The 13,257-nt window shown below is 59.1% G+C and carries 9 protein-coding genes; 3 read left to right on the top strand and 6 right to left on the bottom strand.

All coding sequences use genetic code 11. The features are described from left to right. Position 1 precedes the first annotated feature (1 nt). The 6 genes from BSF44_RS04000 to BSF44_RS03975 form a co-directional block, all read right to left on the bottom strand. Positions 2 to 1,012 (bottom strand): ABC transporter permease subunit, encoded by a 1,011-nt coding sequence (locus BSF44_RS04000; protein WP_095942372.1) that lies wholly within the window; start codon positions 1,010 to 1,012, stop codon positions 2 to 4. Between the two features lie 72 nt (positions 1,013 to 1,084). After that, complete coding sequence (locus tag BSF44_RS03995; protein ID WP_095942371.1) at positions 1,085 to 2,680, bottom strand: ABC transporter substrate-binding protein; 1,596 nt, start codon at positions 2,678 to 2,680, stop codon at positions 1,085 to 1,087. Positions 2,681 to 2,758: 78 nt separating this feature from the next. Beyond that, positions 2,759 to 4,192 carry an OprD family porin gene (locus BSF44_RS03990; RefSeq protein WP_095942370.1) on the bottom strand — a complete coding sequence of 478 codons (1,434 nt, stop codon included), beginning with the start codon at positions 4,190 to 4,192 and terminating at the stop codon, positions 2,759 to 2,761. A gap of 173 nt (positions 4,193 to 4,365) precedes the next feature. After that, positions 4,366 to 5,967 (bottom strand): ABC transporter substrate-binding protein, encoded by a 1,602-nt coding sequence (locus BSF44_RS03985; protein ID WP_095942369.1) that lies wholly within the window; start codon positions 5,965 to 5,967, stop codon positions 4,366 to 4,368. A gap of 303 nt (positions 5,968 to 6,270) precedes the next feature. Next, positions 6,271 to 7,896, bottom strand: coding sequence for an ABC transporter substrate-binding protein (locus tag BSF44_RS03980; RefSeq protein ID WP_095942368.1), 1,626 nt, complete (start codon positions 7,894 to 7,896; stop codon positions 6,271 to 6,273). A 471-nt stretch (positions 7,897 to 8,367) separates the two neighbouring features. Next, positions 8,368 to 9,084: an SIMPL domain-containing protein gene (locus BSF44_RS03975; RefSeq protein WP_095942367.1), complete on the bottom strand. Its 717-nt coding sequence runs from the start codon at positions 9,082 to 9,084 to the stop codon at positions 8,368 to 8,370. 317 nt (positions 9,085 to 9,401) lie between these two features. Here BSF44_RS03975 and BSF44_RS03970 point away from each other — a divergent pair, with 317 nt between their 5' ends. From BSF44_RS03970 to BSF44_RS03960, 3 genes are all read left to right on the top strand, one after another. After that, positions 9,402 to 10,664, top strand: coding sequence for an ATP-binding protein (locus tag BSF44_RS03970; protein WP_057716443.1), 1,263 nt, complete (start codon positions 9,402 to 9,404; stop codon positions 10,662 to 10,664). After that, positions 10,657 to 11,217 (top strand): response regulator transcription factor, encoded by a 561-nt coding sequence (locus BSF44_RS03965; protein WP_007973041.1) that lies wholly within the window; start codon positions 10,657 to 10,659, stop codon positions 11,215 to 11,217. The genes BSF44_RS03970 and BSF44_RS03965 overlap by 8 nt, the downstream gene beginning before the upstream one ends. A gap of 97 nt (positions 11,218 to 11,314) precedes the next feature. Continuing rightward, the gene (locus tag BSF44_RS03960) at positions 11,315 to 13,042 is read left to right on the top strand and encodes an ABC transporter ATP-binding protein/permease (protein ID WP_095942366.1); all 1,728 of its coding nucleotides are present in this window, start codon (positions 11,315 to 11,317) and stop codon (positions 13,040 to 13,042) included. Positions 13,043 to 13,257 lie beyond the last annotated feature (215 nt).

The raw sequence follows: 13,257 nt of genomic DNA, 5'->3' as shown, positions 1-13,257 counted from the left end.
CTCAGCGCTGATGACGGATGCGTGGGTTGGCAAAGCCGTAGAGGATGTCCACTACGAAGTTGACCACAATCACCAGGCAGGCGATTAACAGGATGCCGTTTTGCACGACGGGATAATCCCGGGCGCCAATGGCTTCGATCAGCCATTTGCCGATGCCGGGCCACGAGAAGATGGTTTCGGTCAGGACCGCACCGGCCAGCAGGGTGCCGACTTGCAGGCCGACCACCGTCAGCACCGGAATCAGCGCGTTGCGCAGACCGTGCACGAACACCACGCGCGCCGGCGACAGGCCTTTGGCCTTGGCGGTACGGATGTAGTCTTCGCGCAGCACTTCGAGCATCGAGGAACGGGTCATCCGCGCGATCACCGCCAGCGGGATGGTACCCAGCACGATGGCTGGCAGGATCAGGTGGTGCAGGGCGTCGAAGAAGGCGTCCGGCTCGTCGGCCAGCAGGGTATCGATCAGCATGAAGCCGGTGCGCGGTTCGATGTCATACAGCAGGTCGATCCGCCCGGATACCGGGGTCCAGCCCAGGCTTACCGAGAAGAACATGATCAGGATCAGGCCCCACCAGAAGATCGGCATCGAGTATCCCGCCAGGGAGATACCCATCACCCCATGGTCGAACAGAGACCCTCGCTTGAGTGCCGCGATTACCCCGGCCAGGAGGCCCAGGATGCCGGCGAACAACAGGGCGGCCATGGACAGTTCCAGTGTCGCGGGGAACAGGGAGGTGAACTCGCTCCACACGCTTTCACGGGTACGCAGGGATTCCCCGAGATCGCCGTGGGCCAGCTTGCCGATGTAATCCAGGTACTGGGCATACAGGGGTTTGTTCAGACCTAGGCGTTCCATTGCCTGAGCGTGCATTTCGGGATCGACCCTGCGTTCTCCCATCATGACTTCTACGGGGTCGCCCGGGATCATGCGAATCAGCGCGAAAGTCAGCAAGGTGATGCCGAAGAACGTGGGGATCAACAACCCCAGTCGGCGGGCAATAAAACTAAACATCGTGTGTTGTACCTCATCAGCCGGTTAGGCGTGCCCGGCATGCCTGGGTCAGGAATGCCGGGAGTTTTCTTATTACTTCACCTGGGTGGTGGCGAAGTTATTCGTGGTGAGTGGGCTAATGTGATAGCCCTCTACGTTGTTGCGCATTGCGGTAAACATTCTAGTGTGTGCCAAGCTGATCCACGGCTGGTCCTGGTTGAAAATAACCTGGGCCTGTTCGTAGAGCGCTGCGCGTTCGGCCGGGTCGGTTTTTTCCCGGGCCTGATCGATCAGGGCCTGGAACTTGTCATTGCACCAGCGTGCGTAGTTTTCGCCGTTCTTGGCCGCTTCACAACTGAGCATAGGCGTCAGGAAGTTATCCGGGTCGCCGTTGTCGCCCGCCCATCCGGCGGAAACCATGTCGTGCTCGCCGTTTTTCGCGCGTTTGAGCATTTCGCCCCATTCCATCACGCGGATGTCGATCTTGATCCCGACCTTGGCCAGGTCGGCTTGCATCATCTGCGCGCCGAGCATCGGGTTCGGGTTGGTTGCACCGCCTCCGTTGCGGGTGAACAGGGTGAAGGTGGTGCCTTCCGGTACGCCGGCTTCCTTGAGCAGGGCACGGGCCTTGTCCAGGTCACGGGTCGGGTTCTTCAGTGTGTGGTTGAAGCCCAGCAGGGTGTCCGGGAACGGGTTGACTGCGGCTGTTGCATTGCCCTTGCCGAACAGCGCGTTGACAGCCGCTTCCTTGTCGAAAGCGATGTCGATGGCTTTACGCACCCGCACATCGCTCAGGTACTTGTGCGTGGTGTTGATGGCGATGTACGCGACGGTCATCGCGTTCAGTTCATCGACTTTCAGCTTGTCGTCTTTCTTGATGCTCGGAATGTCATCCGGCTTCGGATACAGCGCGACCTGGCACTCGTTGGCCTTGAGCTTTTGCAGGCGCACGTTGTTGTCGGTGGCGATGGCCAGGATCAGCGCATCGGCCGGTGGCTTGCCACGGAAGTAATCCGGGTTGGCCTTGAAGCGAACCTGGGCGTCCTTGTTGTAGCGCTGGAATACGAACGGGCCGGTGCCGACTGGCTTGTTGTTCAGGTCGCCGGTCTTGTTCGCCTTGAGCAACTGGTCGGCGTACTCGGCGGAGTAGATCGAGGAGAAAGCCATGGCAATGTCGGCCAGGAACGGCGCTTCGCGACGGGTCAGGGTGAACTTGACCGTGTTGTCGTCGACTTTCTCGACGCTCTTGAGCAGCTCCTTGAAGCCCATGCTTTCAAAGTACGGGAAGCCCACGCTCGACAGTTTGTGCCACGGATGATTCGGGTCCAGCTGGCGCTGGAAGCTCCAGACCACATCGTCGGCATTCATGTCGCGGGTCGGCTTGAAGTATTCGGTGGTGTGGAACTTGACGCCTTTACGCAAATGGAACGTGTAGGTCAGGCCGTCTTCGCTGATGTCCCAGGAATCGGCCAGCGCCGGAATCACTTCGGTGGTGCCGGGCTTGAAGTCCGCCAGGCGATTGAAGATGGTTTCGGCCACGGCATCGGCGGTGACTGCAGTCGTGTACTGGACCATGTCGAAGCCTTCGGGGCTGTTTTCGGTGCAGACCACCAGCGGCTTGGCCGATACACCCATCGCGACACTCAGCAAGGCAGCCGCGATGGCCGCACGTAGGGGAAGCATTTTCATCAAGAACCCTCTGCAATCAGTTAAAGGACAAAAGCCGAACGGCCGATTCGTCATTGAATCAGCCGTTCGGCACGGGCATTACAGGATGTTGAACGGAACCGTGGTCACGAGACGGAACTCGTTGATGCTGCCGTCAGCCTGGTTTTCGCTGGCACGGTGAGCGGTGTAGGTGCCGCGGATCGTGGTGGCCTTGAGCGGGCCGCTCTGCACGGCGTAGGTCGCGCCGATGCCGTATTCATAGTGGTGTTCGCCATCCTGGGACTGGATGCCGTCGTAACCCTTGCCTGCCACGCCGCCGTTGCCGGTGTAGTGAGTACCGTCGATGCCCCAGCCGCGAGCCTGGTAGATGTTGAACTTCAGGCCCGGCACGCCGTATTCGGCCATGTTCAGACCATAGGCAACCTGGAACGATTTTTCGTTCGGGCCGTTGAAGTCCGACAGCAGGGAGTTGGCCAGGTAGATGCCGTTGGTTTCGTGCAGGTAGTCGAAGTACTCGTTACCGTTCACTTCCTGATACGAGAGGGTCAGGGTGTGCGCCTGGTGGGTCAGGCCGAACGACAGCGAGTAGGTGTCGTTGTCGATATCACCGATCAGGGCTTTACCGGTTTCCTTGGTTTTATAGTAGTTCAGGCCGGTGGTCAGGCTCAGTACCTGGCTGTCGCCCAGTACGTGAGAGGCGCCGAAGTAGTACTGGTTCCAGATGTCTTCAGCCTGGGTCGCCCAGAGGCTGGTGGTCAGGCTGGCAAATGGGGTGTAGGTGATACCGCCGGTGTGAACGTGGTCGGTTTCGACGATGCCGTTGGCGTATTCGGTGCGGAATTTGCGCTGGCTTTCTTCGGTACGCGGTGAGTTGCGGTCGAAGGTGGCCAGGTCGAAGGCCAGGTTGTTCAGCTCTTCGCTGTGCAGGGCCACGCCCTGGAAGCTCGAAGGCAGTGCACGGTTACCGATCACGTCGACCATCGGGCTGCTGAAGTTCATGCGGCCGGCGGTCAGGGTGCTGTTGGAGACACGCGCCTTGACGTTGGCCAGGCCCAGTTTGCTCCACTGGCCTTGAGCGTCGCCGCCTTCTTTGGTCAGGGTACGGTTGTTGCCCGCGCCTGGACGAGAGCCCGGCGCGCCACCGTTGTTGGACGCAAGGTCTTTGCGGTCCCGGTCCAGGGCGATGGCGTTGTAGGCGGCGACTTCAGTGCTGAAACCGACAGTACCTTCGGTGAAGCCCGAGTTGTACTTGAGGATGGTGCCCTGGACCCAGTTGATCCGGCGATCGGTCGGGGTCGAAACACCGTCCTTTTTGTAGGCGAACTTGGCACCACGATGCAGTTGCTCGTTGGCGTACCAGTTACGCGTGGTGCCGGTGATCGACTGGCCTTCGACAAAGCCGGTGGCTTCGCTTTGGGCGTTTTTCTCGTTCACGGTAACCGGGGTGAAAGCCTGGCTTTGGGATTCTGCGTAAGCCGTGGCGGTTACGCTGCTTATGGCCAAGGCCAATAACGCGGTGCTGCTCAGTTTCATGGGTAAAGCTCCTTACTTTCTTTTTTTATGCCGGTCTTTTTTTGTGATCCGGCTATTGGTTTTGAACTCATTCACGGCATCGCAAACGTTTGCTGTCTGCCAAATTGGCGAAAGACGGCAAAGCGTCGGCGTGAGGGCGGAAAATCCGCCCCCCGGCATTTCTGGCTAATCGGTTATTTTTCTATGCTGACACCCGAGAAAACGTTGCGACCGAACGGGCTCACCTTGAACCCTTCGATTTTTGCGCTCAGCGGCTGGTTGACCGTTGAGTGAGCGACTGGCGTGATCGGCACCTGTTGCTTGAGGTACTGCTGCGCCTGTTTGTAGAACAAGGTGCGCTGGTCGCGGTCGGTGACGACCTTGGCCTGCTTGATCAGCTTGTCGTAAGCCGGATCACACCACATCGAGTAGTTGTTGCCGCCAATGGCGTCGCAACTGTAGAGCGTGCCCAGCCAGTTGTCCGGATCACCGTTGTCACCGGTCCAGCCGATCAGGCTGATGTCGTGCTCGCCATTCTTGGTGCGCTTGATGTACTCGCCCCACTCATAGCTGACGATCTTGACCTTGAGGCCGATCTTCGCCCAGTCGGCCTGGAGCATCTCGGCCATCAACTTGGCGTTGGGGTTGTACGGACGCTGGACCGGCATGGCCCAAAGGGTGATTTCGGTGCCTTCCTTGACGCCGGCAGCCTTGAGCAATTCCCTGGCTTTTTCCGGGTTGTAGGCGGCGTCCTTGATCGTGTCGTCATAGGACCATTGGGTCGGCGGCATGGCGTTGACCGCCAGTTGCCCCGCGCCCTGGTAGACGGCATTGAGAATGCCTTGCTTGTTCACCGCCATGTCCAGCGCCTGGCGCACTTCGAGCTGGTCGAAGGGTTTGTGGCGCACGTTGTAGGCGATGTAGCCGAGGTTGAAACCAGGCTTCTCGATCAGTTGCAGGGCCGGGTCGTTCTTCAGCGCAGTCACATCGGCAGGGCGCGGGTGCAGGGTGATCTGGCACTCGCCGGCCTTGAGTTTCTGCACGCGCACCGAGGCGTCGGTGTTGATGGCGAAAATCAGGTTGTCGAGCTTGACCCGGCTCGGATCCCAGTACTGCTGGTTGCCGGTGTAACGGATGTTCGAGTCTTTCTGGTAGCTCTTGAACACGAACGGCCCGGTGCCGATCGGCTTCTGGTTGATGTCGCTCGGCTTGCCTTCGGCCAGCAGCTTGTCGGCGTATTCGGCCGAAAGGATGGCGGCGAAGCTCATGGCGATGTTCTGGATGAACGCGGCGTCCACGCTATTGAGCGTCATGACCACGGTCAGCGGCCCGGTCTTTTCGACCTTGGCGATGTTCTTGTTCAGGCTCATGCCGTTGAAGTAAGGAAACTCTGTCGGATAAGCCTTACGGAAAGGTTGCTGCGGATCGAGCATGCGATTGAAGGTGAACAGCACGTCATCTGCATTGAAGTCGCGGGTCGGCGTGAAGTATTTGGTGGTATGAAACTTCACCCCTTCGCGTAGGTGAAACGTGTATTTGAGGCCGTCCTCGGAAATATCCCAGCTCGTGGCCAGGCCCGGTACGACGTTGGTCGCGCCTTTTTCAAACTCCGCCAACCGGTTGTACAGCGGCTCGGCGGCGTCGTTGTCGGTCGCAGTGGTGTACTGCGCCGTGTCGAAACCGGCGGGGCTGCCTTCGGAGCAGAACACCAGACTGTTGTTGGCGGCCTGGCTGATGGAAGTGGCGGCCAACAGGCCGGTGCCCAGCAATGCGGATAAAACCAGGGTATGGCGCATAACGCTTCCTTTTCTCTCAAAGTGTTTTCAATGAGCCGCCGTCCCGTCCGCGGACGTAGAGGCATCACTGATTTCAAGCCATGCACACAGCAGTAACCGATGACCCACGCGTGCACTGGTCAGATCCCGACGGTATGAGCCATGGGTCCGGCAGTAAATGCGTAGAGTCCTAAAGACTCGTAGGAAATGGCAACGCGTCCTCGCCCGATGCTGTAGTCAGCTGCGGATTAGGATGTAGGCGAATTCCTGCCTTCTCGGAAGATAAAGCAACGGCGACGTCAGGGACGTCGCCGTTGCAAAACCTTATTTGCTGACGCTGACGCCGTAGAAGGAGTTCAAGCCAAATGGGCTGATCTTGAAGTCCTGCACGTTGGCGCGCATGGGTTGGAACACCGTCGAGTGAGCGATAGGTGTCATAGGCACGGCGTCTTTGAGGACGTGTTGCGCCTGTTTGTACAGCTCGGTGCGTTTGCTTTGGTCCGAAGTGCGCTTGGCTTGCTTGACGATGTCGTCAAACTTCTTGTCGCACCATTTGGAGAAGTTGTTGCCTTCCAGCGAGTCGCAGCCGAACAGCACGTTCAGCCAGTTGTCCGGATCACCATTGTCACCGCTCCAGCCAATCAGCATCGCCTGGTTCTCGCCACCTTTGGAACGCTTGATGTACTCGCCCCACTCGTAGCTCTGGATCTTGACCTTGAGGCCGATCTTGGACCAGTCGGACTGCAGCATTTCTGCCATCAGCTTGGCGTTCGGGTTGTATGGACGCTGTACCGGCATCGCCCAGAGAACGATTTCGGTGCCATCTTTCACGCCGGCTTCCTTGAGCAGCTCTTTGGCTTTCTCAGGGTTGTACGGCGCATCCTTGATGGTGGTGTCGTAGGACCACTGGGTCGGAGGCATGGCGTTGACCGCCAGCTGGCCGGCACCCTGGTACACGGAGTCGATGATCTGTTGCTTGTTGACCGCCATGTCCATTGCCTGACGCACTTTCAGGTCAGCCAGCGGGTTCGCATCGGTTTGTCCCTTGACCTTGGGCATCACGTTGTAGGCGATGTAACCGAGGTTGAAACCCGCCTGGTCAGGCAGCTTCAGGGTCTTGTCTTCGCGCAGTGCCTTCAGGTCGGCCGGACGAGGGAACAGGGTGACCTGGCACTCGTTCTTCTTCAGCTTCTGGATACGTACCGATGGGTCGGTGGTGATGGCGAAGATCAGGTTGTCGATCTTCACGTCGTCAGGCTTCCAGTAGTCCTTGTTCCCGGTGTAGCGGATGTTGGAGTCTTTCTGGTAGCTCTTGAACACGAACGGGCCAGTACCAACCGGCTTCTGGTTGATGTCGGCGGCCTTGCCGTCCTTGAGCAGCTGGGCAGCGTACTCGGCGGACTGGATCGAGGCGAAGCTCATGGCCATGTTCTGGATGAACGCGGCATCAACGTCCTTGAGGGTGAACTTGACAGTCTTGTCGTCGACTTTATCGATCTTGGTGATGTTGGTATCCATCCCCATGTCGGTGAAGTACGGGAATTCAGTCGGGTACGCTTTGCGGAACGGGTCATCCTTGTTAATCATGCGATTAAAGGTGAACAGCACGTCGTCGGCGTTGAACTCACGAGTTGGCTTGAAGTACGGCGTGGTATGGAACTTGACGCCTTCACGCAGGTGGAAGGTGTACGTCAGGCCGTCATCGGAGACGTCCCAGCTGGTCGCCAGACCAGGAATTACGGCGGTGCCGCCGCGCTCGAACTGGGTGAGGCGGTTGAACATGGTTTCTGCAGAGGCGTCGAAGTCGGTTCCGGTGGTGTATTGACCTGGATCGAAACCGGCCGGGCTCCCTTCGGAGCAGAACACCAGGTTAGTCGCTGCTTGGGCGAACGGTGCGCTGGCTAACAAGCTTGCGCCAACTAAAAACGGAATGACCGCGTGTTTAAGCATGGTGGCCTCATGATTTGTTGTCATTTTTGGAATTAGAGGACGACCTCGTGAGTCGTGCCTGCGGATACTTATGCAGGGGCCATACCCAATGCAAGATCCAGAGTGACTACTAGCCTTAAACAGTGGCACGAACGTACCTTAATGTCGCATTTGTGTAATTTCTGGCGCATTTGACCGTTTGCGCGGCTTTTTTACTGTGCAAATGACGCACTTTTGCAGTGCGCCCGCGGTCCTGGTTGCTCCCGAGTGGGGCGAGGGTGTTACTTATTCATACCCCGAATTGTGGGGTGGGTATGGCGTGAATAAGAGTGGTTATTGTTGCACCGATAGTGGCCAATCGAACTCAGTTGCACCCGGTACAACTGCCAGCTTTTCCCGGTGGTCTCTCCAGTTATAGCTCATGCCTGAAAACTGCCAAAAAAAACGGCGATCATCTGAATGATCGCCGTCTTTTGTTTGCGGGCTATCGATTCAAGGCATCAGCACTTCAATCGAACCATCCGCGGTCATGCTGACCTGGCTGGTGCCGGCCTCGACATCCGGCGTCACCGGTGCGCTGTCCATGGCGGCGGCTTTCATCATCATCGGCGCGCGCATGTAAGGCTGTGGATAACCGTTGCTGTTGAGGTTCAGGTTGACGATTTTATAGCTCTTGCCGCCCAGAGCATCAGTCGCAAGCTGGGCACGAGCCTTGAACGCGCTCACGGCGTCTTTGAGCAGGGCGTCTTCGCTGGCCTTGCGGGTCGGGGTGGCGATGGCGAAGTCCATGCCGCCCATTTTCAGGTCGGTGAGCAGTTCGCCGGTCAGCTTCGACAGCGCGGCGAAGTCCGGGCTTTCCAGGCGCAATTCGGCGCGCTCGCGCCAGCCGGTGATTTTCTGGCCCTTGGTGTCATAGATCGGGTAGCTGTTGCGGCTGCCCTGGCGCAGGGTGATGTCCTTGACCTGCCTGGCCTTGGCCAGCGCCTTGTTCATGGTGGTGCTGACGTCGGCGGCGAGTTTGGCCGGGTCGGTGTTCTGTTCCTCGGTGTAGAGGGTCACGATCATCAGGTCGCGGGCCACCTCCTGACTGACTTCGGCGCGCAGGGAAATCTGGTTGTAATGAAGCTCGTCGGCGGCCAGGGCCGGGAGGCTGGCGACGGTGCCAACGCTCAGGGCGAGGAGGGCGGCGCTGCGGCGGAATGTGTGCATGAAGGCTCCTTGAAAGGTGCGCAGGGGTATGATCCGGGCCTGCGTGAAACCATCAGACTCTAGCTTTTATGCTCCGGTTCGCACAGTTACAACTTCTATACAGATGCATCCCTGTAGGAGCGAGCTTGCTCGCGAAAAAACCGAAAGCGCCGCAGGGTATCAGGACTCCCTCGTAATCGTTGACGACCATCGCGAGCAATCGAGCGTCGACCGGCTGCTCCTACAGGCATGTGGCCGTTTGCCGCACTTTTGCCTGTCAGCCCCCGTGCTTGGTTATACTCCCTGCGATCCGCCTGGAGCGCTCATCAGGAGAGCTCATGCTCGCCCCCGTTCAAATCACTTCCGCCACTCGCCAGAACCTCTGGCGGCTGACGTTCATCCGCACGTTGGTGCTGGCCGCCCAGGCCGGTTCCGTTGGCCTGGCCTACTGGCTCGAATTGCTGCCACTGCCCTGGTTTCAACTGGCGGCGACGCTCGCATGTTCAATGCTGCTGTGCGTCTTCACGGCGATTCGCCTGCGCACCTCGTGGCCGGTGACCGAGCTCGAATATGCCGTGCAACTGGCTTGCGACTTGTTTATCCACAGCGCCTTGCTGTATTTCTCCGGTGGCTCGACCAACCCTTTCGTCTCCTATTACCTGGTGCCGCTGACCATTGCCGCCGTGACGTTGCCTTGGCGTTATTCGGTGATCCTGTCGGGTATCGCGCTGACGATGTACACGTTGTTGCTGGCGCAGTTCTACCCGCTGCAAACCTTCCCGATCGCTCGGGAAAACCTGCAGGTGTACGGGATGTGGTTGAGCTTTGCCCTCGCGGCTGCGGTGATTACGTTCTTCGCCGCGCGCATGGCCGAAGAGCTGCGTCGCCAGGAAGAGTTGCGCGCCATTCGTCGCGAAGAAGGCCTGCGCGATCAACAACTGCTGGCCGTCGCTACCCAGGCCGCCGGTGCGGCCCATGAACTGGGCACGCCGCTGGCGACCATGAGTGTGCTACTCAAGGAAATGCGTCAGGACCACCATGACCCGATGTTGCAGGATGACCTGAGCGTGCTGCAGGATCAGGTCAAGTTGTGTAAAGAGACCTTGCAGCATCTGGTGCGCGCCGCCGAGGCCAATCGCCGGTTGGCGGTGGAGATGCAGGACGTCACCGATTGGCTTGATGAAGCCCTCAATCGCTGGCACCTGATGCGCCCGGAGGCCAGTTATCGCTTCCAGCGCCTTGGCCAGGGCCCGGTTCCCCGCATGGCACCGCCACCGGACCTGACCCAGGCTTTGCTGAATCTGTTGAACAACGCTGCCGATGCCTGCCCCGAAGGGCTGCAAGTGACGCTGGACTGGGATTGGGAAAACCTCACCATCAGCATTCGTGACCATGGCGCCGGTGTGCCGCTGGCCATCGCCGAGCAAATCGGCAAGCCGTTTTTTACCACTAAGGGCAAAGGCTTCGGCCTGGGCCTGTTTTTGAGCAAGGCCAGCGTGACACGCGCCGGCGGCTCAGTGAAACTCTACAGTCATGAGGAAGGTGGCACGCTCACCGAGCTGCGCCTGCCCCGTGTCGCCCGAGGAGACGAACATGAGTGAAGAGATCCAAGTCGAAGGCGAAGAACTGCCGCATTTGTTGCTGGTCGATGACGACGCCACATTCACCCGCGTCATGGCCCGCGCCATGGCCCGTCGGGGTTTTCGCGTCAGCACTGCCGGTTCCGCCGAGGAAGGCCTGGAGCTGGCCAAGGCCGACCTGCCGGATTACGCCGCCCTGGACCTGAAGATGGACGGCGACTCCGGCCTGGTGCTGCTGCCAAAGTTGCTGGAAATGGACCCGGAAATGCGCGTTGTGATCCTCACCGGTTATTCGAGCATCGCCACCGCCGTCGAGGCGATCAAGCGCGGTGCCTGCAACTACCTGTGCAAGCCGGCGGATGCCGACGACGTGCTGGCGGCGCTGCTGTCCGAGCACGCCGACCTCGACAGCCTGGTGCCGGAAAACCCGATGTCCGTGGACCGCCTGCAGTGGGAGCACATCCAGCGCGTGCTGACCGAACACGAAGGCAACATCTCCGCCACGGCCCGTGCCCTGGGCATGCACCGCCGCACCCTGCAGCGCAAACTGCAGAAGCGTCCCGTTCGCCGCTGAACCTGCGCTGAACGAATGCGGGCCGTATCTCGCGACAAACCGGACCGATCATCTATGATCGGTTCGTGTGCGTACTTTTCTCTATCGAGCCTTATCCATGAATCAGAACGCTGAGTATTCCGCGGTCAACGACGCCGTGCGCGGGCAGTTTTTTCGCAAAGTGTGGGCGATGATCACGCCTTACTGGCGCAGTGAAGAGAAGGTCAAGGCCTGGACACTGCTGATCGCGGTGATTGCGCTGTCGCTGATCAGCGTGGGGATCTCGGTGTGGTTCAACACCTGGTACAAGGATTTCTACAACGCCCTGCAAAAGAAGGACGAGGCCGCGTTCTGGCAACTGATCCTGTACTTCTGTGCGATTGCGGCGGTGGCGATTGTCGGCGCGGTGTACCGGCTATACCTGACGCAGATGCTGACGATCCGCTGGCGGGCATGGCTTACCGAAAAGCACTTTGCACGCTGGCTCGCCGACAAGAATTACTACCAGCTGGAGCAGGGCGGTTACACCGATAACCCGGACCAGCGGATTTCCGAAGACCTCAACAACTTCACTTCCAACACCCTTGAGCTGGGTATCGGACTGCTGCGCAATATCGTCAGCCTGGTGTCGTTCTCGATCATTCTGTGGGGCGTGTCGGGCAGCATTGAAGTTTTCGGCATCACCATTCCCGGCTACATGTTCTGGTGCGTGCTGGTTTACGCGGTGGTCGGTAGCTGGTTGACGCATTTGATCGGTCGTCGCCTGATCGGCCTGAACAACCAGCAACAACGCTTCGAAGCCGACCTGCGTTTCTCCATGGTGCGAATTCGCGAGAATGCCGAAAGCATCGCGTTGTACAACGGCGAGCCGAACGAAAATCGTCGGTTGAGCAGCCGCTTCGGGATGGTCTGGCATAACTTCTGGGACATCATGAAGGTGTCCAAGCGCCTGACGTTTTTCACTGCCGGTTACAGCCAGGCCGCCATCATCTTCCCCTTCATGGTTGCCGCGCCGCGTTACCTTTCCGGCAAGATCGAACTGGGCGAGTTGATGCAAATCAGCTCGGCATTCGGCAATGTGCAGGAAAGCTTCAGCTGGTTTATCAGTGCGTATCAGAGCCTCGCTTCCTGGCGCGCCACCTGCGATCGTCTGTTGAGCTTCCACCAGGCCATGCGCGACAACGAAGAGCGTGCACCGGCCATCGACGTACAGAATTCTGGCTCGGTGCTGAAGGTGCACAACCTCGGCCTGGACCTTGCTGAAGGTCGCCACCTGCTGACCAACGCCGACATGACCGTGAAGGAGGGCGAGCGTGTGATGCTCAGCGGTCGCTCCGGCAGCGGCAAGTCGACCCTGCTGCGGGCGATGGGACATCTGTGGCCGACCGGCCACGGCAGTATTCGCCTGCCATCGGCGCGCTACCTGTTCCTGCCGCAAAAACCGTATTTGCCGATTGGCACCCTGCGTGATGTCCTCAGTTATCCACAGCCCGGCGATACCTATCCGAACGAGCGCTACGCGCAGGTGCTGGAAACCTGTCGCTTGCCGCACCTGATTGCCCGTCTCGACGAAGCCAACCACTGGCAGCGCATGTTGTCGCCGGGTGAGCAGCAGCGCCTGGCCTTTGCCCGTGCGCTGCTTTATGCACCGCAATGGCTGTATATGGACGAAGCCACCTCGGCGATGGACGAAGAAGACGAGGCCACGCTGTATCAGGCGCTGATCGATGAGTTGCCGGGGCTGAGCATCGTCAGTGTCGGCCATCGCAGCAGTCTGAAGCGCTTCCACCCGCGGCATATCCGTATCGAGAATGGTCATTTGGTGGACCAGGCCGTGACCGCCTGAACACCGCAAATCCTTGTAGGAGCGAGCTTGCTCGCGATGGTAGCTAACGATAACGCGCGCTTTCTGAATAAACGCGGCGCTTTCAAGTCCATCGCGAGCAAGCTCGCTCCTACAAGGGGTTAGGTGATCGTACAACCGCGTTGCGCTATGATGCGCTTTCAGCCGCCGACTTTTTCGAGACAGATGTTCACCATGGAAAACCTGAACGACACACC

Origin of the sequence: Pseudomonas sp. ACN8, from assembly GCF_002303925.1 — a bacterium.
GTDB lineage: Bacteria > Pseudomonadota > Gammaproteobacteria > Pseudomonadales > Pseudomonadaceae > Aquipseudomonas.
The sequence above is the reverse complement of the archived record's forward strand: the minus strand, read 5'-3'. Positions and strand labels throughout refer to the sequence as shown.

Excerpts from the sequence above, each read along its gene's own strand:
- BSF44_RS04000 (WP_095942372.1), bottom strand. The coding sequence starts at position 1,012 with ATGTTTAGTTTTATTGCCCGCCGACTGGGGTTGTTGATCCCCACGTTC.
- BSF44_RS03995 (WP_095942371.1), bottom strand. The coding sequence starts at position 2,680 with ATGAAAATGCTTCCCCTACGTGCGGCCATCGCGGCTGCCTTGCTGAGT.
- BSF44_RS03990 (WP_095942370.1), bottom strand. The coding sequence starts at position 4,192 with ATGAAACTGAGCAGCACCGCGTTATTGGCCTTGGCCATAAGCAGCGTA.
- BSF44_RS03985 (WP_095942369.1), bottom strand. The coding sequence starts at position 5,967 with ATGCGCCATACCCTGGTTTTATCCGCATTGCTGGGCACCGGCCTGTTG.
- BSF44_RS03980 (WP_095942368.1), bottom strand. The coding sequence starts at position 7,896 with ATGCTTAAACACGCGGTCATTCCGTTTTTAGTTGGCGCAAGCTTGTTA.
- BSF44_RS03975 (WP_095942367.1), bottom strand. The coding sequence starts at position 9,084 with ATGCACACATTCCGCCGCAGCGCCGCCCTCCTCGCCCTGAGCGTTGGC.
- BSF44_RS03970 (WP_057716443.1), top strand. The coding sequence starts at position 9,402 with ATGCTCGCCCCCGTTCAAATCACTTCCGCCACTCGCCAGAACCTCTGG.
- BSF44_RS03965 (WP_007973041.1), top strand. The coding sequence starts at position 10,657 with ATGAGTGAAGAGATCCAAGTCGAAGGCGAAGAACTGCCGCATTTGTTG.
- BSF44_RS03960 (WP_095942366.1), top strand. The coding sequence starts at position 11,315 with ATGAATCAGAACGCTGAGTATTCCGCGGTCAACGACGCCGTGCGCGGG.